The sequence below is a fragment of the Arthrobacter gandavensis genome (assembly GCF_015355785.1).
Classification (GTDB): domain Bacteria; phylum Actinomycetota; class Actinomycetes; order Actinomycetales; family Micrococcaceae; genus Arthrobacter_B; species Arthrobacter_B gandavensis_A.
Map to the genome: position 1 here is coordinate 486,814 of NZ_JADKYW010000006.1, position 23,593 is coordinate 510,406.

The 23,593-nt window shown below is 65.3% G+C and carries 21 protein-coding genes; 6 read left to right on the plus strand and 15 right to left on the minus strand.

The window, feature by feature from the left end; translation table 11 throughout:
• Positions 1-34 precede the first annotated feature (34 nt).
• Positions 35-1,441 carry a dipeptidase gene (locus tag ITX31_RS14045; RefSeq protein WP_194784015.1) on the minus strand — a complete coding sequence of 469 codons (1,407 nt, stop codon included), beginning with the start codon at positions 1,439-1,441 and terminating at the stop codon, positions 35-37.
• 129 nt (positions 1,442-1,570) lie between these two features.
• On the opposite strand from ITX31_RS14045, the gene ITX31_RS14050 reads away from it, so the two are divergent.
• The gene (locus ITX31_RS14050; RefSeq protein ID WP_194784016.1) at positions 1,571-2,173 is read left to right on the plus strand and encodes a DUF3043 domain-containing protein; all 603 of its coding nucleotides are present in this window, start codon (positions 1,571-1,573) and stop codon (positions 2,171-2,173) included.
• A gap of 143 nt (positions 2,174-2,316) precedes the next feature.
• Here the strand turns inward: ITX31_RS14050 and ITX31_RS14055 are convergent, their stop codons facing one another.
• Positions 2,317-3,390 (minus strand): quinone-dependent dihydroorotate dehydrogenase, encoded by a 1,074-nt coding sequence (locus tag ITX31_RS14055; protein WP_194784017.1) that lies wholly within the window; start codon positions 3,388-3,390, stop codon positions 2,317-2,319.
• A 79-nt stretch (positions 3,391-3,469) separates the two neighbouring features.
• On the opposite strand from ITX31_RS14055, the gene ITX31_RS14060 reads away from it, so the two are divergent.
• Complete coding sequence (locus tag ITX31_RS14060; protein ID WP_194784018.1) at positions 3,470-4,522, plus strand: alpha/beta hydrolase; 1,053 nt, start codon at positions 3,470-3,472, stop codon at positions 4,520-4,522.
• On the opposite strand, the gene ITX31_RS14065 is transcribed toward ITX31_RS14060, so the two are convergent.
• The 8 genes from ITX31_RS14065 to ITX31_RS14100 all read right to left on the minus strand — a co-directional run bounded on the left by ITX31_RS14065 (position 4,519) and on the right by ITX31_RS14100 (position 13,517).
• Complete coding sequence (locus ITX31_RS14065; RefSeq protein WP_228529354.1) at positions 4,519-5,316, minus strand: isoprenyl transferase; 798 nt, start codon at positions 5,314-5,316, stop codon at positions 4,519-4,521. The genes ITX31_RS14060 and ITX31_RS14065 overlap by 4 nt on opposite strands.
• Positions 5,317-5,318: 2 nt before the next feature.
• Positions 5,319-6,071, minus strand: a complete 753-nt coding sequence (gene recO, locus ITX31_RS14070) for a DNA repair protein RecO (protein ID WP_194784019.1) — start codon at positions 6,069-6,071, stop codon at positions 5,319-5,321.
• Between the two features lie 119 nt (positions 6,072-6,190).
• Positions 6,191-7,939: a 2-isopropylmalate synthase gene (leuA, locus tag ITX31_RS14075; protein ID WP_194784020.1), complete on the minus strand. Its 1,749-nt coding sequence runs from the start codon at positions 7,937-7,939 to the stop codon at positions 6,191-6,193.
• A gap of 178 nt (positions 7,940-8,117) precedes the next feature.
• Positions 8,118-9,647, minus strand: coding sequence for an LCP family protein (locus ITX31_RS14080; RefSeq protein ID WP_194784021.1), 1,530 nt, complete (start codon positions 9,645-9,647; stop codon positions 8,118-8,120).
• A gap of 112 nt (positions 9,648-9,759) precedes the next feature.
• A complete protein-coding gene (gene era / locus ITX31_RS14085) occupies positions 9,760-10,689 on the minus strand; it encodes a GTPase Era (RefSeq protein WP_194784022.1) in 930 nt (309 codons plus the stop codon).
• On the minus strand, positions 10,682-11,989 hold the full coding sequence (locus ITX31_RS14090) for a hemolysin family protein (protein ID WP_416354832.1): 1,308 nt from the start codon (positions 11,987-11,989) through the stop codon (positions 10,682-10,684). The genes era and ITX31_RS14090 overlap by 8 nt, the downstream gene beginning before the upstream one ends.
• A 20-nt stretch (positions 11,990-12,009) precedes the next feature.
• Entirely contained in the window at positions 12,010-12,483 is a 474-nt protein-coding gene (ybeY, locus tag ITX31_RS14095) for an rRNA maturation RNase YbeY (RefSeq protein ID WP_194784024.1), read from the minus strand.
• Entirely contained in the window at positions 12,480-13,517 is a 1,038-nt protein-coding gene (locus tag ITX31_RS14100) for a PhoH family protein (RefSeq protein WP_194784025.1), read from the minus strand. The genes ybeY and ITX31_RS14100 overlap by 4 nt, the downstream gene beginning before the upstream one ends.
• A 387-nt stretch (positions 13,518-13,904) precedes the next feature.
• On the opposite strand from ITX31_RS14100, the gene ITX31_RS14105 reads away from it, so the two are divergent.
• Positions 13,905-14,825, plus strand: coding sequence for a GerMN domain-containing protein (locus tag ITX31_RS14105; protein WP_194784026.1), 921 nt, complete (start codon positions 13,905-13,907; stop codon positions 14,823-14,825).
• A 10-nt stretch (positions 14,826-14,835) separates the two neighbouring features.
• Here ITX31_RS14105 and ITX31_RS14110 read toward each other — a convergent pair whose 3' ends face one another.
• The 3 genes from ITX31_RS14110 to hrcA form a co-directional block, all read right to left on the minus strand.
• Positions 14,836-15,618 carry a 16S rRNA (uracil(1498)-N(3))-methyltransferase gene (locus ITX31_RS14110; RefSeq protein ID WP_194784027.1) on the minus strand — a complete coding sequence of 261 codons (783 nt, stop codon included), beginning with the start codon at positions 15,616-15,618 and terminating at the stop codon, positions 14,836-14,838.
• A gap of 15 nt (positions 15,619-15,633) precedes the next feature.
• Positions 15,634-16,773, minus strand: coding sequence for a molecular chaperone DnaJ (gene dnaJ / locus ITX31_RS14115; protein WP_194784028.1), 1,140 nt, complete (start codon positions 16,771-16,773; stop codon positions 15,634-15,636).
• Between the two features lie 92 nt (positions 16,774-16,865).
• Positions 16,866-17,879 (minus strand): heat-inducible transcriptional repressor HrcA, encoded by a 1,014-nt coding sequence (gene hrcA, locus ITX31_RS14120; protein WP_194784029.1) that lies wholly within the window; start codon positions 17,877-17,879, stop codon positions 16,866-16,868.
• Between the two features lie 172 nt (positions 17,880-18,051).
• Between hrcA and ITX31_RS14125 the strand changes: the two genes are divergently transcribed.
• Both ITX31_RS14125 and ITX31_RS14130 read left to right on the plus strand, forming a co-directional pair.
• Positions 18,052-18,894 (plus strand): DUF3097 family protein, encoded by an 843-nt coding sequence (locus ITX31_RS14125; RefSeq protein WP_194784030.1) that lies wholly within the window; start codon positions 18,052-18,054, stop codon positions 18,892-18,894.
• 154 nt (positions 18,895-19,048) lie between these two features.
• On the plus strand, positions 19,049-19,474 hold the full coding sequence (locus ITX31_RS14130) for a DUF4870 domain-containing protein (protein WP_194784031.1): 426 nt from the start codon (positions 19,049-19,051) through the stop codon (positions 19,472-19,474).
• A gap of 86 nt (positions 19,475-19,560) precedes the next feature.
• On the opposite strand, the gene hemW is transcribed toward ITX31_RS14130, so the two are convergent.
• Both hemW and lepA read right to left on the minus strand, forming a co-directional pair.
• Positions 19,561-20,790, minus strand: coding sequence for a radical SAM family heme chaperone HemW (gene hemW, locus ITX31_RS14135; RefSeq protein ID WP_194784032.1), 1,230 nt, complete (start codon positions 20,788-20,790; stop codon positions 19,561-19,563).
• Entirely contained in the window at positions 20,787-22,640 is a 1,854-nt protein-coding gene (lepA, locus tag ITX31_RS14140; RefSeq protein WP_194784033.1) for a translation elongation factor 4, read from the minus strand. The genes hemW and lepA overlap by 4 nt, the downstream gene beginning before the upstream one ends.
• A gap of 220 nt (positions 22,641-22,860) precedes the next feature.
• On the opposite strand from lepA, the gene ITX31_RS14145 reads away from it, so the two are divergent.
• Positions 22,861-23,433 carry a type II toxin-antitoxin system PemK/MazF family toxin gene (locus ITX31_RS14145; RefSeq protein ID WP_194784034.1) on the plus strand — a complete coding sequence of 191 codons (573 nt, stop codon included), beginning with the start codon at positions 22,861-22,863 and terminating at the stop codon, positions 23,431-23,433.
• Positions 23,434-23,593: the final 160 nt, after the last annotated feature.

Genomic DNA, 23,593 nt, shown 5'->3' on the forward strand with positions numbered 1-23,593 from the left:
TGGTACGTCGGCGCACCCCTCCAGCAGTAACGGCCTAGGGGGTTTCCTGCATTCCCAGGCGGGCCAAAAGAAGGGCCTCGGCGAGAATCGCTTTCTCGAAGTCACCCAGGTGCAGGGACTCATTCGCCGAGTGCGCCCGGGAATCCGGATCCTCGACGCCGGTGATCAGGATCGATGCCTGCGGGAAGACCTCAACGAGGTCCGCAATGAACGGGATCGAGCCGCCTACGCCCATTTCGACGGGCGTTGTGGCCCACGCCGTTTCCAGCGCCCAGAGCGCAGTCCGGGCAGCGGGGGCGGAAGTGTCAGTGGCGAAGGCGTTGCCCCGCTCCCCCGGCATGAAGGTCACTTCTGCGCCGAGGGGGGCGTTGGCGGCCAGGTGGCGGGCCATGGCGTCCATCGCCGCTTCGGGGTCCTGCCCCGGGGCCAGGCGCATGGAGAACTTTGCCCGGGCCGAGGGCTGGATGGTGTTGGAGGACATCGCCACGGAAGGCACGTCGATACCAATGATCGACAGTGCCGGTTTGGTCCACAGGCGGGACGCAATGGACCCCTCCCCCGCGAGCTGCACCGAATCCAGGACCGATGAATCCTGCCGGAAGTCCTCCTCCGGGTAGTCCACCTCGGCGTCGTCGTATCCTTCCAGTCCAGCGATCGCGAGGTTGCCGCGTTCGTCGTGGAAAGTGGCGATCAGCCGGGCCAGCAGCGTCGGCGCGTCAAGCACCGGTCCACCGAACATGCCCGAATGCACGGCATGGCCAAGCACCCGAACCTCGAAGGTGCCGTCGACCAGGCCCCGCAGGCTGGTGGTCAGGGCCGGTGTTCCAACCTTCCAGTTGCCGGAGTCCGCGACCACGATCACATCGGCGCGGAGCAGGTCCCGGTGCGTTTCGAGGAACGAGCGGAAGGTTGGTGAGCCTGCTTCTTCCTCGCCTTCGATGAAGAACGTGATGCCCACGCCCGGCTCGTCCCCGAGCACGTCGTTAAGGGCGCGCAGGGCCGCGGCATGCACCATGATTCCCGCTTTGTCATCCGCGGCGCCGCGGCCGTAGAGCCGGCCGTTGCGTTCAGTCGCGGTAAACGGTTCGGTCTCCCAGAGTGCCGGATCGCCCGGCGGCTGGACGTCGTGGTGGGCGTAGAGGAGGACAGTCGGCTTGCCGGGTGCGGCAGGACGGCGGGCGACGACGGCGGGGCCGCCGGGCTTGCCGTTGTTGTCCACCCGCAGGATCTGCACGTCATCCAGGCCGGCGCCGCGGAGCAGCTCGGCCACGGCGTCCGCTGAGCGGTCCAGGTTCTTGGGGTCGAAGGAATCCCAGGCAATTCCGGGAATGGCTACCAGCCTGGTCAGGTCCTCGAGCGTGCGGGGAAATGCCGCAGCAACGCTGGCGCGCAGCGCCGCCTCGTCCGGGACCGTGCTGGAGGTGTGGGTAGAGGAAGTCATAGGCCACACCCTACAACTGCGTACCCTGCCGGTTCGAGGCGCGGGCCTGCGGCAACGCCTGAAACGTGCGGGGTGCAGGCGTGCCGTAACCGCCGCGCAGGGAACGTGGTGTTCAGGTATCCTTGATGAGTGTTCGGACGAAAGAAAGAAGCGCCCACCGCGCAGGAAACTGTGGATCAGGCAGCTGCAGACCAGGCCGCCTCACCGAAGCAGGGCAGCTCCGCCGGGAAGGGTGCGCCCACTCCGCGGCGCAAGGATCAGGTTGCTGCGCGCCAGCGCCCGCTGGTTCCCAATGACCGCAAAGCTGCCCGCGAGGCCAGCCGTGCCGCCATGCGCGAGGAACGCCTCAAGACGCGTGCCGCCCTGGATACCGGCGACGAACGCTATCTGCCCCTGCGTGACAAGGGCCCCAACCGGCGCTTCGTGCGCGATGTGGTGGACGCACGCTGGAACGTTGGCGAATTCGTGATGATCGCCGCTGCCGTCTTTGTGGTGGCCAGCTTCATCCAAAACCTCACCATACAGAGCTTCATCCTCATGGCCTTCTGGGCACTGATTGTGCTGGTGATAGTGGACAGCATCCGTATCCGCTTCCTCCTGCGCCGCCGGCTCACCAAAAAGTTTGGGTCTCCCAACCAGGGCGACGTCTGGTACGGAATCTCCCGTGCCCTGCAGCTGCGCCGTTTCCGTCTGCCCAAGCCGCAGGTGCGCCGCGGCGAGAAGGTCAGCTAGCGGACCTCGGCCCTGCACGGCACTGACGTGTCCATGGAAACCAGATGATGACATAAAAGAAGGGACCGGTTCAGCCGGTCCCTTCTTTTATGTCCCGCATGTTCCTGCCAGATGTCCCGTTCGGGTCTACCGCTTACCGGATCCTAGCCCCGGCGCTGCAGCTTCCGCAGCCTGCGGTTGATCCGCGCGGCCCAGAACGGTCCTTCATACAGGAACGCCGTGTAGCCCTGAACCAGGTTCGCCCCCGCATCGAGGCGCTCCTGAACATCATCGCCGCTTTCAACGCCGCCCACCGAGATGATCACCGGCTCCGGGCCCAGGGCCGCGCGCAGCCGGCGCAGGACCTGCAGTGAACGCTGTTTCAGCGGCGCTCCGCTGAGCCCGCCGACACCGGCGGCAATAACGGTTTCCGGATCCGTGGCCAGCCCTTGCCGTCCGACAGTTGTGTTGGTGGCGACGACTCCGTCGAGCTTCAGGTCCAGCGCCAGGCGGGCGACGTCGTCGATGTCCTCGTCAGTGAGGTCCGGCGCGATCTTCACCAGCAGCGGCACATGGCGTCCCGCGGTCTCGTCAGCCGTCCGGCCTACTGCGGTGAGCAGCGGACGAAGCGAGTCGATGCCCTGCAGCTGCCGCAGGCCCGGAGTATTCGGGGAGCTCACGTTGACCACCAGGTAGTCGGCATCGGCTGCGAGCAGCCGCGTGCTGGCCAGGTAGTCTTCGACGGCGTCCTCAAGCCCGACTTTTTTGGTCTTGCCAATGTTGACCCCAACGATGGGGCGGTTGCTGCCCCAGCGGCGGAACAGGCCGTCCACGGCCTTCCGCACCCGGGGCGCGACCGCGGCAGCGCCGTCGTTGTTGAAGCCCATGCGGTTGATGACGGCACGGTCCTCCACCAGCCGGAACAGCCGGGGCTTGGCGTTCCCGGGCTGGGCGTGCGCCGTGACGGTTCCAAGTTCTATGTGTCCGAAGCCAAGGTTCGCCAATGCCACGACGGCGGCGCCCTCCTTGTCGAAGCCGGCTGCCAGGCCGAACGGTGAGGGGAACCGCAGACCCAGTGCGTCGACGGCCTGGTCAGGGCCAGGACGGGTCAGGGCACGCAGCACCGGCGCCGCAGGCGTCAGGGCCGCGGCACGGATTACTTCGTAGCCGATCTTGTGGGCTTTCTCGGGGTCCATGCCGGAGAACACAATCCGGAAGAACGTGGGATAGACGCGCATGGTTTTAATGCTTCCACCCGCGGTGTCCTGCACCAAATCGCCGTCCGGAGGCACTGACTCGTTCGTGTATTTTCGATACATGGGGCAGAACTGGCAGCCTGACAGGCTGGGCGACGGATACCGGGCACTGACACTGGATCTCGGCGAGGACGACGAAGGACCGGTTACGGCAACCCTGGTGTCCTACACGCCGGAGCCTCCGCCGCCGTCGTTCGCGGGGCGGGTGCGGGAGCGGATTGCCGGGCTCCGCGGGCCGGTGGAGCCGGCGCCCGTCAACGCAGTGGTGTACATCCACGGGTGGGCTGACTACTTCTTCCACACTGAGCTGGCGGCCTTCTGGGCTGAGCGCGGCGTTGCGTTCTACGCCGTTGACCTGCGGAAGTACGGCAGGAGCCTTCGTACTGGACAGTCCGAAGGGTTCATTACCGACCTTTCCGACTACGACGCGGACATCGAAGCGGCCCTGGCCGCAGCCGAGGCCGACATCCGCGAGAGCCGCGGGGCCCGAACCCCGGTGCGGCTGACACTGATGGCACATTCAACCGGCGGTCTCGTTGCATCACTCTGGGCGCACCGGAACCCGGGCCGGATTTGCGCGCTGATCCTGAACAGCCCCTGGCTTGAACTGCGCGGCAGTTCCCTGGCGCGCAATGCGGCGGCGGGACTGCTGGAACCGCTGGCACGCACCCGGCCGAAAACACGGCTGAAGATCCCCGAGCTGGATTTCTACTGGCGGTCACTCAGCGCCCAAGCGGACGGCGAGTGGGAACTTGACCCGGTCTGGAAGCCGCCGGGCAGCTGGCCTGTCCGTGCCGGGTGGATCACGGCAGTACTGGCAGGCCATGCCCGGGTGGCACGCGGACTGGACATCACCTGCCCGGTCCTGGTGCTGGCCTCCGCACGGTCAACGATCGGCGCCACCTGGAACGAGTCAATGAAAAGCACGGACAGCGTGCTGGACGTCAACCTGATGGTCCAGCGGGCGCTGCTCCTGGGCCCCGTAGTGACGGTCCTGCGCTTTGACGGAGCCCTGCATGACGTGATGCTCTCAGCAAAGCCGGTCCGCACACTGGCTTATGACCGGCTGGGCAGGTGGGCATCGGCCTACGTTGACGGGCAGGCCGGAAGCTAAGCGCCGGCCGCCGCCCGGTCCACGGCTCCGCCGTACCGGCGGTCCCGGCGCGCATAGATTTCCACTGCTTCCCACAGGGTCCGCCTGTCGACGTCGGGCCAGAGCGTGTCCATGAAGACCATCTCTGCGTACGCAGACTGCCACAGCATGAAGTTGGAGATCCGCTGCTCCCCCGAGGTGCGCAGGAACAGGTCGACGTCGGGAAGGTCCGGCTCGTCGAGGTAGCGCTGGATCGTCTTCTCGGAAATGCTCCCGGGACGCAGCCTGCCGGCCTTCACGTCTTCGGCGATCGCACTGACGGCGTCGGTAATCTCCGCCCTGCCGCCATAGTTCACGCACATGTTCAGGGTGCAGGCGGTGTTGTTCCGAGTTTGCTCTTCGGCGGCTTCGAGTTCCTTGATTACCGAGCCCCAGAGTCGGGGCCTGCGGCCTGACCAGCGGATGCGCACACCCCACTCGTCCAGCTGGTCCCGCTGCCGCCGCAGGACATCCCGGCTGAAGCCCATCAGGAATCGGACCTCTTCCGGGGAGCGTTTCCAGTTCTCCGTGGAGAAGGCATATACGGACACATGCTTGATGCCAATTTCGACGGCGCCCGCCATGACGTCAAGGAGCGCTGCTTCGCCTGCCCGGTGCCCTTCGGTGCGCGGCAGGCCGCGCTGGTTGGCCCACCGGCCATTGCCGTCCATCACGATCGCGACGTGTGCCGGAACCAGGTCACGGGGAACCGGCGGCGGGACCGCGCCGGACGGATGGGGCCACGGAGCAGCCGGAGAGTTGCGGGGAGGAACCAAAACTATACACGCTCCACATGTTGAAGGGACTTGACTACCCGTTCCAGGTGCCACTGCAGGTAGCTGGCCACCAGACCTGCGGACTCCCGCCGGGGCTGCGGACCGGAGGCATCTGCGTACGCCCAGTTGCCGCTGAGCAGTGCGGCAAGCAGCAGCATGGTCTCCGCTGACGGTGACGCCGAGCCCGGAGGCCGGCATGCCGGACACACGGCTCCGCCCAGCGGCGCGGAGAATGCGCTGTGCGGACCCGGTGCCCCGCAGCGGGCACAGTCGGTGAAGGACGGTGCCCAGCCGGCGGTGGACAGGGCCCGCAGCAGATATGAATCGAGAATCAGTTCCGGCGCATGGGCACCGCGACTCAGGGCGGCCATGGCTCCAATAACCAGATGATAGTGCGCATTCGCGGATTCGCCGTCGACGTCCGTCAGCCGTTCGGCCGTCTCTGCCACGGCCGCGGCCGCCGTATAGCGGGCGTAGTCGGCGGCGATGCCCGCACCATAGGCGCCCTTGGTCTGGACCTGGGTCACGATGTCCAGGTTGCGTCCATGCGAAAGCTGGAGGTCCACGACCATGAATGGTTCAAGGCGTGCCCCGAATTTGCTGGACGTGCGGCGCACGCCCTTGGCGACGGCCCGGACCTGGCCGTGGCTGCGCGTCAGGAGGATGACGATCCGGTCCGCTTCACCCAGCTTGTGGGTGCGCAGCACCACGCCCTCGTCACGGTAGGTCCGTGAAGCGAATGATTTAGTGGCCACGGACCCATTTTCCCACGCCGGGCTGCTTTTTCCTGCAGCACGGTGTTCCTGCAGGCCGGCACGCCCGGTACGCGGCTGCGTACCGGGCGCATTCGCCGGCTGGTCGCCGCGCGGGGACGCTAGTCTCCTGAAGCGTCGCGGATCGCCCGGTTCACGGCGGAGATGACGGCCTTCAGCGCCGAGAGGGTGGTGTTGGAGTCGATGCCAACGCCCCACAGCACGCGTTCGCCCACGGCGAGTTCAACGTAGGCCGCTGCCATTGCCTTGCCGCTGGCGGACAGTGCGTGCTCGGAGTAGTCCAGCAGGCGTACATCCACTCCGTCCTGGCTCAGGATCTGCAGCAGCGCATCGATGGGACCGGTACCGGAGGCCACGCGGCGCTGCTGCACGCCGCCGGCCCGCAGACTGGCGGTCAGCAGGAACGAACCGTTCTCCGCGGTATCCGCAGTGACAGAGGTGAGGGCGTAGTGGCCCCAGGGCTCGGCGCCGGTGGCCGGCGTGGTGGGCAGGTATTCGTCCTGGAAGACACGCCAGAGCTCGGCACCGGTGACTTCGCCGCCCACGGTGTCCGTGCGCCGCTGGATGACTCCGGAGAATTCGATCTGTGCCCGGCGCGGCAGGTCCAGGTTGTGCTCGTTCTTGAGCAGGTAGGCAACGCCGCCCTTGCCGGACTGCGAGTTCACGCGGATGACGGCCTCGTAGCTGCGGCCGATGTCCTTCGGGTCGATCGGCAGGTACGGCACGCCCCATTCCAGCTCGTCCACGGACTTCCCGGCAGCTGCGGCTTCCTTCTCCATGGACTCGAAGCCCTTCTTGATGGCGTCCTGGTGGGAGCCGGAGAAAGCTGTGAAGACAAGGTCTCCGCCGTACGGCGAACGCTCGGGCACGGGCAGCTGGTTGCAGTACTCGACCGTCCGGCGGATTTCGTCCATGTTGGAGAAATCGATCTGCGGGTCAACGCCCTGGCTGAACATGTTCATGCCAAGGGTGATCAGGTCCACGTTGCCGGTGCGCTCTCCGTTGCCAAAGAGGCAGCCTTCGATCCGGTCAGCTCCGGCGAGGTAGCCGAGTTCTGCCGCCGCGACGCCGGTTCCACGGTCATTGTGCGGGTGAAGGGAGAGGATGATCGCCTCACGGTTGGCGAGGTTGCGGTGCATCCATTCAATCGAGTCGGCGTAGACGTTTGGTGTTGCCATTTCCACGGTTGCCGGCAGGTTCAGGATCATCTGCCGGTCGGTGGACGCTTCAAGGACTTCTGCAACCGCATTTGAAATGCGCAGCGCAAAGTCCAGCTCCGTGCCGGTGTAGGACTCCGGTGAGTACTCGTATGTGACGTCGATGCCGCGCAGCTGTTCTTCATACTTCTTGCACAGGCGCGCACCGGTCAGCGCAATGTCCACGATCCCGTCCTGGTCGGTGTTGAAGACGACCTTGCGCTGCAGCACCGAGGTGGAGTTGTAAAGGTGGACAATCGCGCGGTCTGCACCTTCGAGGGCTTCGTAGGTCCGTTCGATGAGGTGCTCACGGGACTGGGTGAGGACCTGGATCGTGACGTCGTCCGGGATCCGGTCGCCCTCGATCAGCTGGCGGACAAAGTCGAAGTCCAGCTGGGAGGCGGAGGGAAATCCAACTTCGATTTCCTTGTAGCCCATGGTGACCAGCAGGTCGAACATCTTGTGCTTGCGCTCGGGCGTCATCGGGTCGATCAGGGCCTGGTTGCCGTCGCGGAGGTCCACCGCGCACCAGCGCGGAGCTTTGGTGATGACCTTGTCCGGCCACGTGCGGTCCGGCAGATCCACGCTGATCTGGTCCTGGAACGGAACATACTTGTGGATCGGCATGCCGGAGGGCTGCTGTGCGTTTCGCATAATGTCTGGAGTGGCCTTTTCTTGTAGAACTTTAGAAATGGTGGCCGGGCAACACAAACTCCGCAGCGAGGGTTCGGCCTAAACAGTGGGTTGCGTGGCCTCGCCGCGGCAGCTAAGAAGGAGGATCTCTGCGCGCACGTGCCCAGACTAGCACGCACGCCCAGGGGCTACTGAAAACTCAGTAACCGAAGGCCGACTGGCACGTAACCTGCGCAGCGGTCTGTCCGGAGAGCCCGCCGAGGCTGCCCGTGTCCTCCATGACATCGCCCTCGGCGAAGTCGCTTCCAACCTGCACGACGACGCCGCTGACCGCGGAGCTCACGGCAATCTGTGATGCGGGAATGTTCAGCGCTTCGGCCACTTTGAGGGCCATCGCGTCGAAGCCCGGTGCGAAGAAGACCTGGGTACCCGGCGTAGTCGAGGCAGACAGGCCGCCGGCCAGGGCCTGGGTGAACCCTTCGCTGAGCAGGTACTCGGCGAGCTCGGCGTCGCGTCCGCTCTCACTTCCGCTGATGCCGTCCAGGATGGTCACCGGAACGGCCGACGGATCAACTTCCGGTTCCGCGGGCGCGGGGCTGGCGGTCCCGGGCGTCGCCGTGCCGGGGGTTTCCGCTGCCGGTTCCTCTTCCGCTTCGGCGCCAACCGGCTGGTCCGCAACCAGGGCGTCGAACAGGGGCCTGGCTGCGTCTTCGTCGAGGACGAGGCGGTTGGGATCGAGTTCGTAAGGGACCACCGGGGCTGTCACGAATGCAACGTTCCCGAGGTCCACGTCCTTCATCCGGCCTGCGAGGGCGATGAGCGTGGAGATGTCGGTGAGCCCCTCGTCCACGGTGAGGTTCTTCGTCACGGTGTCAGCGATGGAGTACAGGCGGGGAAGGTTGTTCAGCGTGCCCTCGCCCTGGACTTTCCTCACCATGGAGGCCAGGAAGCTCTGCTGTGCCTTGATGCGGCCTTCATCGCCGCCGTCGCCGAAGCCGTGGCGGGTACGCAGGAACGCAAGTGCCTGGTCGCCCTGGACGCTGGACACACCTGCGGGAATGTTCAGGCCGGACAACGGGTCGTCCACCGGCTGGTTCACGCAGACTTCAACGCCGCCAAGGGTGTTGGACAATTCCTTCACGGCGTTGAAGTCAGCCATCATGAAGTGGTCAATGCTCAGGCCGGTCATCTCATTGATGGCCGCCACGGTGCAGCCGGGGCCGCCGTTGCCCAGCGCTCCGTTCAGCTGGGCAAGGTCCATTGCCTGAAACTGCAGCCCGGATTCAGGGTCCGTGCAGGCGGGCAGCGGCACGAGCAAATCGCGCGGGAAACTCACCACAGTCACATGGGAGCGGTCTGCCGCCATGTTCACGAGCATCATGACATCGGAGTTGTTGGAGTCCTGGCCGTCGCGGTTGTCGGTGCCCAGCACCAGGATCTGCATCGAATCGGTATTGGTGTCCGCCGGGAACTGAGCCTGATCCTGCCCAATGTTCAGAGGCTTGGTGTCAAAGTTGCTCTGCAGCCGCAGAAGCTGCACTCCTGCGAACACCAGCCCGGATACCAGGGTCAGGGACAGCAGCACCGCAACGGCGGCCAGCACGGGGTGTCCCCCGCGGGCCTTTCCGTTTCCCAGATGACGGCCGCCGGGTACGGCCGAAGGCTGGCGTCGGCTGGTAGCGGCAGATCCGGAGGGACCCTGACCTGTTGCGGCACGGCGTGATGGCATAGCCGTTCCCTCCCGTGGATCTGGTGCTGATGGCTTGCGAAATTGGATGAACAAAGTGTACGGGCTGCTGCTGGAAAGAAGCTTGGGACCCGTTCAGATGCGGCCTTGGCCGCTAGAATCCAAGCTTTACCAGCTGCTTGGGGTCCCGCTGCCAGTCCTTGGCAATCTTCACATGCAGGTCCAGGTAAACCCGGGTTCCCAGCAGTGCTTCGATGCCGCGGCGTGCATTCGTTCCCACTTCACGCAGGCGAGAACCGCCCCGCCCAATAATAATCGCTTTCTGCGACGGACGTTCAACATAGAGATTGACCCTGACATCCAACAACGGGTTCTCCTCGCTGCGGCCCTCACGGGGAACGATCTCTTCGACCACCACGGCCAGGGAGTGGGGCAGTTCGTCCCGCACACCCTCGAGCGCGGCTTCGCGGACAAGCTCAGCTACCATGACAGCTTCCGGTTCATCGGTCAGCTCGCCGTCCGGGTAGAGCGGTGGAGACGCCGGCATGCGGGAGGCAAGGACGTCCGCAACGGTGTCCACCTGGAAGCCGTCGGCGGCGGACACGGGAACGACGTCCGCCCATCCGTCCTCCCCAAGCACTTCGTTGCCCAGCGCCGTTACGGACATCAGCTGCTTCGCGAGGGCGGCGCGGTCAACCAGGTCAGTCTTGGTAACCAGGGCAACCACGGGCTTGTGCTTCAGTGCTGCCAGCTGATTGGCGATGTAGCGGTCACCCGGGCCCACGGCTTCGTTGGCGGGGAGGCAGAATCCAATCGCATCCACCTCGGCCAGCGTGTCCGCTACGAGGTCATTGAGCCGCTGTCCCAGCAGGGTGCGCGGCCGGTGGAGTCCCGGGGTATCCACCAGGATGAGCTGGGATGTTTCCCGGTGCACGATTCCGCGGATGGTGTGCCGGGTGGTTTGGGGCTTCGCCGAGGTGATGGCCACCTTTTGTCCCACCAGGGCGTTGGTCAGTGTGGACTTGCCGGCATTCGGCCGGCCAACGAGGGACACGAATCCGGCGCGGAACGTGGGTTCAGTCATTTCGGGGTACCAGTTCTGTTGTTTTCGGGCGGTCCGGGTGGGCCGCCGCCGTAGTATTGTCTTCGCCGTTTTCCGGCTGCCGCCAGGCAAGTACGTGGGAGACCCTATTGCGCCGCCCTTCCAGCCGCTCGGCGTGGAGCACGATCGATTCGACAACCACTTCGCTGCCCACGATCGGCACGCGGCCAAGGGCCTTCGCCAGCAGTCCGCCCACGGTGTCCACCTCGTCGTCTTCGAGGCTGATGTCGAACAGTTCGCCGAGGTCATCGATTCCGGCCTTGGAACTGAGCCGGTAGCGCCCGTCCCCCAGGTCTTCGATGTCCGGCCGCTCGGAGTCGTACTCGTCGACGATCTCTCCGACGATCTCTTCGATCAGGTCTTCCAGGGTGACCAGTCCGGCGGTTCCGCCGTATTCATCGATCACGACGGCCACGTGGGTGGATTCGCGCTGCAGTTCCTGCAGCAGCTCCCCCACAGCCTTGGATTCGGGTACGTAGCGGACCGGCCGGCACAAGCCGTCAACCACCTGGCTGCCCGCCTCAGGATCACGCCCGTGCATTTGGGCGGCTACGTCCTTGAGGTAGAGGATGCCGACGATCTGGTCCGCGCTGTCCTCGATGACGGGCACACGGGAGTAGCCCGACCGCAGGAAGAGGGACATCGCCTGCCGGAGAGTTGACCCTGAATCGATGCAAACCATGTCAGTCCTGGGAACCATCACGGACCGCACCTTGGTGTCGCCAAGTTCAAAGACTGAGTGGATCAGCTCCGCCTCGGTGTTCTCGATCATGTCCGCTTCGGAGGCACGGTCCAGCAGTTCGCGGAACTCCTCCTCCGTGAAGAAAGCAGCATCCGGGCCCTGCGTCCCGGGAGCGACTGCAGAGCCGATCTTCACGAGCCAGCCCGGGATGGGGCCGAGAATTGTGCGCAGGACGCTCACGAGCGAGGCGGTGAGGACTACGACGCCGGTGACGTGCCGCCGGCCGATCTGGCGCGGAGAGACCCCCACCAGCACGAAACCGACGCCGGCCATGGTGACCGTGGCAAGGAGCCCGGCCAGCCACAGGTTTTCGACGACCAGCTGGAAGGCCATGGCGACGGACACCGCCGTCGCCATTTCGAACCAAACGCGCCAAAACCGCAGCGCGTGCATGTGCGCCACGGGGTGCTGCAGTATCCGCTTCAGCGGTTTTCCGGCACGGCCGCTAAGCAGCGCTTCGGCTTCGTGTCGCGGGAGGTAGCCGTATGCTGCCTCGGCGGCGGTAAGGAGTCCGGCCAGCACCACGAAGGCGAGGGCCATGACCACTAGGACGCCTACGCTCAACTGCGTGTCTCCTTCGGGGCTTCCCTGCCCGTGTAGTCCGACAGAAGCCGGCGCTGGAGGCCGAACATTTCGGCTTCTTCCTCGGGTTCCGCGTGGTCGTAGCCAAGCAGGTGCAGGATGCCGTGGGTGGTCAGCAGCAGCAGCTCGTCTTCCAGGCCGTGGCCGGCGGTTTCAGCCTGGCGTGCCGCGACCTGCGGGCACAGGACAATGTCCCCCAGGACACCTGCCGGGGCAGGACGGCCCGGTGTGCCGGGGCGCAGCTCATCCATCGGGAAGGAGAGCACGTCGGTGGGCCCGGGAAGGTCCATCCATTCGATGTGGAGCTTCTCGATGGCGTCCTCGTCCACCAGGATGATTGAAAGTTCAGCTTCCGGATGGACGTACATGGCATCCAGCACGAACCGTCCCAGGCGGGCCAGCGCTTCCTCGTCCGCCGGCATGGCCGACTCGTTGTTGACCTCGATGCTCATCGCTTTCTCTCCTGCCCGGTGCTGTGCGAACCGGTGCGTGGACGGCGTTCTTCATCCCACTCGCTGTAGGCGGTCACGATGTCGCTGACCAGGCGGTGCCGGACGACGTCGGTGGCGGTGAGTTCGGAGAAATGCACGTCCTCGATGCCGTCCAGGATCTCGTGGACGATCCGCAGGCCGGAGGTGGTGGAACCGGGAAGGTCCACCTGGGTGACGTCACCGGTAACTACCATCTTGGATCCGAAGCCCAGGCGCGTCAGGAACATCTTCATCTGCTCGGGCGTCGTGTTCTGCGCTTCATCCAGGATGATGAACGCATCGTTGAGGGTGCGGCCGCGCATGTAGGCCAGCGGAGCCACTTCGATGGTTCCCGCTGCCATGAGCCGGGGAATTGATTCAGGGTCCATCATGTCGTGCAGCGCATCGTAGAGGGGACGCAGGTACGGATCGATCTTGTCGTTGAGCGTGCCGGGCAGGAATCCCAGCCGTTCTCCCGCCTCAACCGCCGGCCGGGTCAGGATAATCCGGTTAACTTCCTTCTGCTGCAGGGCCTGGACCGCCTTGGCCATGGCAAGGTAGGTCTTCCCGGTGCCCGCCGGCCCAATCCCAAACACAACGGTATTGCGGTCAATCGCGTCAACGTAGTTCTTCTGGTTGAGCGTCTTGGGCCGAATGGTGCGCCCGCGCGTGGAGAGGATGTTCTGGGTCAGAACCTCGGCGGGGCGTTCCGCACTCTGGTCGCGGAGCATCGTGATCAGCTGTTCCAGGATCTGGGGGGTCACCCGCGTCTGGTGACGCGCAAGGACGCGGACCTCGTTGATGAGGCGAACGGTCCGGTCCACGTCGGGTGCGGGGCCGGAAACTGAGAGCTCATTTCCGCGGACGTGGAGGTTCACCTCCGGAAAGGCGTTCTCGATGACTTTCAGGGCCTCGTCGTTGGCGCCCAAAGACTGGACCATGTGCTCGGTTGAGTCGAACACAATCGTCTGCTGGTCCTCGTGGATAGTGCCGATTCCTGCTGAAGATTCGGTCATATATGCGGCCCCTCGGCCTCTCATCGCCCCTTATCGGAAAACTGGATGGTAAGTCTGCTGAAATTTATGGTGCTCACAGCCTCCTTAATTCTACTGGATACGGGCCCGCACGTGCCTATCAGGTTCCGGGGACCGGTATCGGTGTCCGGCGCATGCGGATCAGTTACGGATGATGTGAGCTGTATTACGCCGTTTATCTCGGCTTGGCATCGTCTGGGTCTCAATCAAGTATCAGTCCCGCTCCGAAGGCAGGAACCCCCGGTTTGGGCCGGTTCCGCTGTGCCAAGCTTGATGGGACGCTCCGGCCTGGACCCCTGTCCCGGACGGACCCCCACAGCATCGACCGGCGTTCGCGCCGGCGCAAAACCCCGGAAGGCAGGGACAGACATGATCGAGCAGCGAACTCGCCGCTCCGCCCGGTTCCGCCTCCTTCTGGCCGCCGCGGCAGCGCCGCTGTTCCTGGGCTCGTGCGGCGTGGTTGCCGAAATGCCCACCACCAGCATGCCCAGCTCCTTCAGCGCCGCGACGTCTCCCGAAGGGCACCCGATGGCAGTTTCGGCACCCGCGGAAGCCACGGCTTCAAAGGTGGTGATGCCGGTTTACTGGCTGGGCCTGAACGGGTCGGATGTCCAGCTGTACCGGGAGTTCCTGCCGTCGAAAAACACCGGCGACCCCATTGGCGAAGCCGTGATGACCATGACGACGGCGACGCCCTCGGATGATGACTACTTCACGCCCTGGGCGCCCGCTTCGAGGGTCACAGCCTCGATCTCCAGCAAAAACGTCATCACGGTGGACATCTCCTCCGATGCCTTCAAACCTTCCCTGGACGCAGGCATGGCGCACCGCGCCGTCCAGCAGCTGGTGTACACCGCAACCGCAGCAGCGGCCAATGCCGGCCTGACCACTGCGGGCTACAACGTCAGCGTTGCGGTGCTGGTGGACGGCAAGGCCGGCTATACGGCGTTTGGCCATGAGAATCTGGAACGCGACCTGGTGCGGGACAACACGATGCCGGCTCCAATCTGGATCGTCAGCCCCCAGGAGGGTGACGGCACTGAAGCTTCAGTGACCGTAACGGGCTCCGCCGTGGAACGCGATGAGCAGCTGTTCTGGAGTGTTGAACGAGTGGTCAACGGGCGCCCTGAAACTGCTGCCCTCAAATCCGGTGAGATCCGGCTTGATGCCGTCTCAGGCGAGACGGCGATGTTCGACGTCCGGATCGACCTGGAACCGGGGGATTACAACCTTCGGGTATTCCACGGTGAAGGCGAGAACGAAGACTCAAAGCGCTTCACGGTCTATTAGTCCCCCCGTCTCAGCCCCAGCGGCCCAACAGATGGTTCAGCAGAACCAGGGCTGCGGGTCCCGCGCTTGAGGAACGCAGCACGTGCGGACCCAGCCGCACGGCAACGGCACCGGCCTCTCGCAGGGCCTGGATTTCGGCGGGACTGATGCCGCCCTCGGGACCAACTACGACGGCGATGGACCGGATTCCGGTTTCCACACCGGTTCCAGCGGCCCGCGCCAGGGCGGTTTCCACGGCAGCAGACAGCGGAAGCCCGGCTTCTTCATGCAGCACCAGGACCAGGCCGGTACCTGCCAGGCGGGAGGCCAGCGTCCTGCTGTCGGAGACATCCAGTACCAGCGGAATCCTTGACCTGCGGGACTGCTTGGCCGCGGAGGTCACCACGGCACGCCATTTTGCCTGGCCCTTCGCCGCCTTGTCAGCCCGCCAGCGGACAATGCTGCGCTCAGACTGCCAGGGCAGCACTGCGTCCACGCCAAGCTCGGTTGCCGCCTCAATGGCCTGCTCGTCCCGGTCCCCCTTGGCCAACGCCTGCACGAGCGTGAATTCGCAGTCGCCACCCGGTTCAACCTCAACGTCGCGGACGTCGACTTCCAGCAGCGCCGGATCGGCGGAACGGACGGTTCCGCGCAGGCGCTTTCCGGCGCCGTCGACAATGTCCACGTCCTCCCCCGGGGCCAGCCGTTTGACTGCGACGGCGTGGCGCGCTTCCGGGCCGGTGAGCGCGAAGACGCTCCCCGGTGCGGCGGCAGCAACGAGTTCGGGATCGCCGAAGAAGATGGGGTTGGTCACCGTGGACTCCGGCGGCTAGTGGTTACCGAGGCGGTCGCGGAGCTTCGCGAAGACGCCGCTGCTGCTGTTGCCGCTGAGCCGGCCTTCGGCGAATTCCTCGCCGCGCAGCTCTGCTAGCCGGCGCAGCAGTTCCTCTTGAGCGGCGTCGAGCTTTTGCGGCGTTTCCACCTGGACGTGGACCATCAGGTCGCCGCGGCCGTAGCCGCGCAGGTGGGTTACGCCAAGGCCCTTGAGCGTGGTGACTTCGCCCGACTGCGTTCCGGCCTTGACGGTGATCTCACGTTCCCCGTCAAAGGTGTCCATGTTGATCACGGTGCCCAGCGCGGCAGCCGTCATCGGAACCGTCAGCGTGGCGTGCAGGTCATCACCGTCCCGCATGAATACGGGATCAGCGTTGACACGGATTTCGACGTACAGGTCGCCCTGCGGTCCGCCCGCCGTTCCGGCTTCGCCCTGTCCGCTGAGCTGGATCCGGGTACCGGTTGCCACGCCGGCGGGAACCTTGATGGTCAGGGTGCGGCGGCTGCGGACTCGGCCTTCGCCGGCACATTCGTGGCACGGATCCGGAATGACGGTTCCGAATCCCTGGCAGGATCCGCAGGGTGCGGTGGTCATGACCTGGCCGAGGATTGAACGGACGGCGCGCTGGACCTGGCCGCTGCCGTGGCAGATGTCGCAGGTGCGCGGCGAGGTTCCGGGCTGGCAGCAGGAACCCTCGCAGGTGGGGCAGAGGACAGCCGTCTCGACGTCGATCTTCTTGTTGGTGCCGAAGACGGCATCCTTCAGGTCGATCCGGACGTTGATCAGCGCATCCTGCCCGCGCCGGGTGCGGGACGCCGGGCCGCGTCCGCCGCCGGGAGCACCGCCGCCGAAGAAGGTGTCGAAGATGTCCTGGAAGCCGAATCCCTGGCCGCCGAAGCCGCCACCAAAACCGCTGTCCGTGCCGTTCTCCTGGCCGGTGGTGTCGTAGACCCGGCGCTTCTGCGGGTCGGAGAGAACCTCGTAGGCGTGGGTGACCGCTTTGAACTCGTCCGCCGCTCCGGGAGCGGTATTCACGTCCGGATGCAGCTTGCGGGCCAGCTTGCGGTAGGCCTTCTTGATTTCCTCGCCGGTGGCATCCCGGCTGACGCCGAGTACCTGGTAGTGATCACTCACTCGTGCACATCGCTTCCTGTATTGCGTCCCCCGCCTCGGGGGTGGTTAGTCTTCCGCAGGGCACCGTGCGGCGCGCCTGCCGGTCTGGTGGGTCAGTTGTTCAGGACCCGGGAAAGGTAGCGGGCAACGGCTCGGACCGCTGCCATGGTGTTGGGGTAGTCCATCCGGGTGGGACCGAGGATTCCAACCATAGCGGAAGCGTCCGGCCCATACCCAGTGGCGACGACGGATGCCTCGGAGAGGGAACCGTAGGGATTCTCGGATCCGATCCGCACCGAAACGCCCTTTGCATCCTGTTCCATTTCGGAGAGCAGCCGCAGCATCACCACCTGTTCTTCCAGGGCCTCCAGGATGGGTCCTATGGTCAGCGGGAAGTCCCCCGTGGCGCGGGCAAGGTTCGCGGTGCCCGCCATGATCATGCGGTCTTCGCGGTTGATGCCGGCCAGCTGTTCAAGGGCCCGCCCCAGCGCTGCGGCGGGTCCGCGCAGGTGTGCTGGAACGGTGGCCAGGGTGTCGGCGAGGTGGGAGGTGATACGGGTCAGCATGGTTCCGGCCAATGCCTGGAGGAAATGCTGGCGCAGTTCGTGCAGGTCCTGTTCAGTCACCGGAGCCGGGACCGCGATGACGCGCTGCTCCACCCGGCCGGTCGTTGAAATGAGCACTACCAGCACCTGTGCCGGCGCCAGCAGGACAAACTCGATGTGGCGGACCTTCGCGTTGCCCAGGTGGGGATACTGAACGACGGCGACCTGGTTGGTCAGCTGCGAGAGGAGCCGTACCGTGCGGTCCAGGATGTCATCGATGTCCTCTGCACCTTCCAGGAGTGTCTGGATGGCGCGGCGCTCAGCTGCGGAAAGCGGCTTGAGGTCCGAAAGCTGGTCCACGAACAGGCGGTAGCCCTTATCCGTGGGGATGCGTCCGGCGGAAGTGTGAGGTGCAACGATGAGGCCCTCTTCTTCGAGGACAGCCATGTCATTGCGGATGGTTGCGGAGGAAACCCCGAGGTGGTGGCGTTCAACCAGGGCCTTTGAGCCAACCGGCTCACGCGAGTGGACATAATCTTCGACAATGGCCCGGAGCACCTCGAGCCGGCGTGGTTCGCTCAATGGTTTCCTCCTTCGCTGACGGGCTTTCCGCTGGCGGCTGCCATCCGGCCAGACTTAGCACTCAATGTCCCTAAGTGCTAAGTCTAATACCATCCGCTCCCGTTGCTAGCATTGATTCCTGCGTGCCTGCAGCCAGCGCATGCCCTACACGCGCCGTCAGGAACGAGGTTTCATGCCCAGCTACGAGTGGGGCCCGCAGGACATCACTGCCCCGGCACGGAAGGCCCTGCGGAAGGTGGGTGCCGAGAAGGGCCTGGTGCTGGAAGAGGTGCAAACCGGATGGGTAGGCGCCGTGATCCGCACCGAGAAATCCGGCGGCATGCACCTGGTGGTGCTGGAGGATTACCACGGTCGGACACGTTCCTTTGAACTTGGCTTCGGCTTCCTGCTGGAAGGCGAACCCGTTGAAGTGGTCCAGGCCGTTCAGGCCAAGGCCCCTGTTGCCCGGCGGACGGCGTCGGGATCCGTCGCCGTGGCGAACGCCCGTGCCCGTACCGCCCGGGCGAGCCGCATCTGGGTTGAAGGCAAGCATGACGCGGAACTGGTGGAGAAGGTCTGGGGAGACGACCTCCGGATCGAAGGCATCGTCGTCGAACCCCTCCACGGCGTGGACGACCTCGCCGGCGCCGTGCGGGACTTCTCACCGGGTCCCGGCAGGCGGCTCGGCATCCTCGTGGACCACCTGGTTGCAGGGTCCAAGGAATCGCGCATCGCCGCCGAAGCGATGCGGGTGCCCGGAGCCGCGGGGAACGTGCTGATCGTCGGCCATCCGTACGTCGATGTCTGGCAGGCGATCAAGCCCCACGTGATCGGCCTGCAGGCATGGCCGGTGGTGCCGCGGCACGAGGACTGGAAAAGCGGAATCCTGAAGGGACTCGGCTGGCCGCACCGTGACCATACCGACGTCGCCATGGGCTGGAAGAAACTGCTTGGTTCGGTTCGCACCTACGCCGATTTGGAGCCGTCACTGCTGGGCCGGGTGGAGGAAGTCATCGACTTCCTCACCGTCCCGTAGGGATTACCGGAATGCCTGCGGGCACACCCGCGGCACGGCACGCTGGGGTGTCCCGGTGCCCGTTCCTGCCGCTGGAGCCAGTACCCTTGTCTAACAACAGGTACCCGCGGGGGGGCGATCCCTGCGTCATCTGAGAGTTAAAGGAATAGCCACCGTGCCCAACCCACGCCCGAACCACCCGCAACCGGATCACAGCGGTTCGCCGGCGCGCCCGGACTACCAGGGCGCCCCGGCCAACGCACTTCCCCTGACCGCGTCGGAAGACCGCCAGTGGGCAACCCTTTCCCACTTTGGCGGGATCCTGGGTTTCGTTCCTTCGCTCATCATCTACCTGGTTTTCCGTGACCGCGGACCCTTCACGGCCCAGGAGTCAAAGGAAGCCCTGAACTTCACGCTCCCTCCCACCATCCTTGCTCTCGTGGCCTGGCTGCTCTCCTTCATTCCGGTGGTGGGCGGATACTTCGCCATTCTCAACGCGCTCATCTGGATCGTCGTCGCCGTGTACTCCGTCATTGCGGGCATCGAATGCAACCGCGGCCGGCCCTACCGCTACCGCTACAACCTGCGCCGCTTCCGCTGACGCGCCAGCGTTGACGGCCGCTGCCGTGCATGAAAAGACCCGCTGTCCCCGGAGGGACCGGCGGTTTTTTCGGTTGTCCGGCCGGTTTACGGAAGCAGGCGCCGAACCACGGCGTCAGCCAGCAGCCGGCCCTTGAGTGTGAGCAGCACGGTTCCCCCAATGGCTGCCCCGGGTTCAACCAGTCCGTCCGCGATCAGTCCGGCAATTTCGTGACGTCCTTCGGGGCGCAGCAGCTCCCGCGGCAGGCCTTCGGCCAGCCGGGTGCGCAGCATAACGTCTTCAAGGTAGCGGGTGTCCGTGTCCAGGGTTTCGCGCCCGACGGCGGGTGACTCCCCCGCTGCAATCCGCTGCGCATAGGCCGTGGGGTGCTTGGCGTTCCACCAGCGCACCCCGCCGACGTGTGAGTGGGCGCCGGGGCCGATTCCCCACCAGTCATCACTGCGCCAGTAGGCAAGATTGTGCCGGCAGGCGTCCTGCGGGGTGCGCGCCCAGTTGCTGACTTCGTACCAGTTCAGGCCGGCGGCCGAGAACAGTTCATCGGCCAGCAGGTACTTGTCCGCGTGGTCGTCGTCGTCGATCGGCGGCACTTCGCCGCGGCGCATGCGTGCGGCGAGCTTGGTGCCCTCCTCGACGATCAGCGCGTAAGCGGAAATGTGGTCCGGCTGGTAGCTCAGGACCTCCTCGACCGAATGCTTCCAGTCTGCCAGGGACTCCCCCGGCGTTCCGTAGATCAGGTCCACGCTGACTTTCAGGCCTGCGTCGCGCGCCCACTGAACCGCCTGCGGCACCCGTGACGGGGTGTGGGTCCGGTCCAGGACCGCCAGCACGTGCGGCACCGCAGACTGCATGCCGAAGGAAACCCGGGTGAAGCCGGCGTCCTTCAGGAGCTGCAGGGATTCGGGGGTCACCGAGTCGGGGTTTGCCTCGGTGGTCACCTCTGCGCCGGGAGCCAGGCCCCACTGTTCGACGGCGGTGCCCAGGATGGCGGCCAGGTCTTCGGCGGGGAGCAGGGTCGGTGTGCCGCCGCCAAAGAAGACTGTCTCGATGGGCCGCCCCGGGATGCCCGACGCCGCCAAAGCAGCCGAGGCGAACCGGACTTCCTGCTGTGCCGTTGCGGCGTAGGCGTCCTGCGAGGCACCTCCGCCGAGCTCCGTAGCGGTATAGGTGTTGAAGTCGCAGTAGCCGCAGCGCACGGCGCAGAAAGGAATGTGGACGTACAGCCCGAACTTCCGTTCTGCAGCCGCGGCTGCTGCGTCGGACGGAAGAAGTCCGTCCTTTGGCGCGGGATCCCCGAGGGGCAGTGCGCTTGGTGTCACTTCTTGGATTTGTCCTTGGATTCGTCGGAGGACAGGGCGGCCACGAAGGCTTCCTGCGGAACTTCCACTCGGCCGACCATCTTCATGCGCTTCTTGCCTTCCTTCTGCTTTTCCAGCAGCTTGCGCTTACGGCTGATGTCGCCGCCGTAGCACTTGGCAAGCACGTCCTTGCGGATGGCACGGATGGATTCGCGGGCGATGATGCGGGAGCCGATGGCGGCCTGGATGGGCACCTCGAACTGCTGCCTTGGGATCAGTTCCCGCAGTTTTCCGGTCATCATGACGCCGTAGGCGTACGCCTTGTCCTTGTGGGTGATGGAGCTGAAGGCATCCACCTGCTCGCCCTGCAGCAGGATGTCCACCTTGACCAGGTCGGACACCTGCTCTCCGTCGGCCTTCCAGTCCAGCGAGGCGTAGCCGCGGGTCTTGGACTTCAGCACGTCGAAGAAGTCGAAGACAATCTCGGCCAGCGGCAGGCGGTAACGAATTTCAACCCGGTCCTCGGAAAGGTAGTCCATGCCCCCCAGCACACCGCGGCGGGTCTGGCACAGCTCCATGATGGCGCCCACGAACTCGCTCGGCGCCAGGATGGTGGCCGCAACCATGGGCTCGCGGACCTCTTTGATCTTGCCATCGGGATACTCGCTGGGGTTGGTCACGGTGACCACTTTGTTGTCCTCAAGCGTCACCTCGTACTCCACGTTCGGTGCGGTGGAGATGAGGTCCAGGTTGTACTCGCGCTCGAGCCGCTCACGGGTAATTTCAAGGTGCAGCAGGCCCAGGAAGCCCACACGGAAACCGAAGCCAAGCGCTGCGGAGGTCTCGGGCTCGTACACGAGTGCGGCGTCGTTGAGCATCAGCTTTTCGAGCGCGTCGCGCAGCACCGGGTAGTCGGCGCCGTCAATTGGGTACAGGCCGGAGAAGACCATGGGCTTGGCGTCGGCGTAACCGGGCAGCGACTCGGCTGCGGGCTTGGCCAGGTTGGTGACGGTGTCGCCAACCTTGGACAGACGGACATCCTTCACGCCGGTAATCAGGTAGCCCACCTCGCCGACACCCAGGCCCTTGGAGGGAGTGGGCTCGGGTGAGCTGACACCGATCTCCAGGAGTTCGTGGCTCGCGCGGGTGGACATCATCTGCACGCGTTCGCGCGGCGAGAGCTTGCCGTCGACGACGCGGACGTAGGTGACCACCCCGCGGTAGGTGTCGTAGACCGAGTCGAAGATCATGGCGCGTGCCGGTGCGTTGGGATCGCCCACCGGTGCGGGAATGTCACGGACAATCTGGTCCAGCAGTGCTTCGACGCCCACGCCGGTTTTGCCGGAGACCTTCAGCACGTCCGCCGGATCGCCGCCGATCAGGTGTGCCAGCTCCTCGGCATACTTTTCCGGCTGCGCCGCCGGCAGGTCGATCTTGTTGAGGACCGGAATGATGGTGAGATCGTTTTCCATCGCCAGGTACAGGTTGGCGAGCGTCTGAGCTTCGATGCCCTGGGCGGCGTCCACCAGCAGTACTGCACCTTCGCAGGCGGCCAGGGAGCGGGAGACCTCGTACGTGAAGTCAACGTGGCCAGGGGTGTCGATCATGTTCAGGGCATAGGAGGTGTTCTCGAGTTCCCACGGCATGCGCACGGCCTGGGACTTGATGGTGATTCCGCGTTCGCGTTCGATGTCCATGCGGTCCAGGTACTGGGCCTTCATGTCGCGCTGCTGGACCACTCCGGTGAGCTGGAGCATACGGTCGGCCAGTGTGGACTTGCCATGGTCGATGTGGGCGATGATGCAGAAATTCCGAATGATCGCCGGATCCGTCGCGGCAGGCACCGGTGAGAAGCGGGCCAGAGGTGACACTGTGGCGGTTCCTTTACTGTTTGCATGGCTTCGGCGCCGTGCCGGATGCACGACTGCAATCCGAAGCGCCGCTCGCACGCAGGGATTGTACGAAGTGGGACTGGTTTCTAAGTTAACAGTCTCCCACGTTTATCCCGCCGGCCCCGAACTGTCCGCGGCGCCCGTCGCCGGAACCCCCGGACGGCGCAGCGGCCCCGGACTGCGCGCCTAGGATGTCCGCATGGCTTTTTCTTCCCGCAACCTGCTCAGCCTCGCCCGGACCGCCCTGCGCGCAGCGCGCCATCTGGCCCGGCCGCCGGCGAAAGTTCCCCGGGCCCAGACCGGGTCCAGCCGCGGCCCCGGGCGGCAGCCTTCTTCTGCCCAGCGCATGTCCTCTGCGGGCTCATCTTCTGCCGGCACATCCCGGGGCGGCGTCTACGCCGGACACATCAGGCCGGTATACGCACCCAAGCCGGACGGCGCTCCGGACCCGGGCGAAGTCGTGTGGGCCTGGGTCCCGTATGAAGAGGATCCTTCCCAGGGCAAAGACCGCCCGGTCCTGCTGATCGGGCGCAGCGGCTCCGGCCTGCTGGGCCTGATGCTGACTACCCGGGACCGGAACAATTCCCGCGCGTCGGATCCGGCCTACCTGGATATCGGTTCCGGCGCATGGGACAGCAAGGGCCGGCCCAGTGAAGTGAAATTGGACAGGATCATCACCCTGGATCCTTCCGACGTCCGGCGCCAGGGCGCTGTGGTGGACCGTGCCGTCTTCGAGCGCGTTGCCAGACGGCTCGCCGGCCTGCGGGATTGAGCGGACGCAGGGAGAGTGCCGGGTTCCACACTGTCCGCGAAGTTCTGCTAACATTTATTGCTGTGTGTCCGCGCAGGTCGACGGGCACTTCAGGCCGGGCGCCATTACGGTATCCCCACGCCGCTCAGTCAATGTCTGGTCTGAAATCCCTCACCGACCA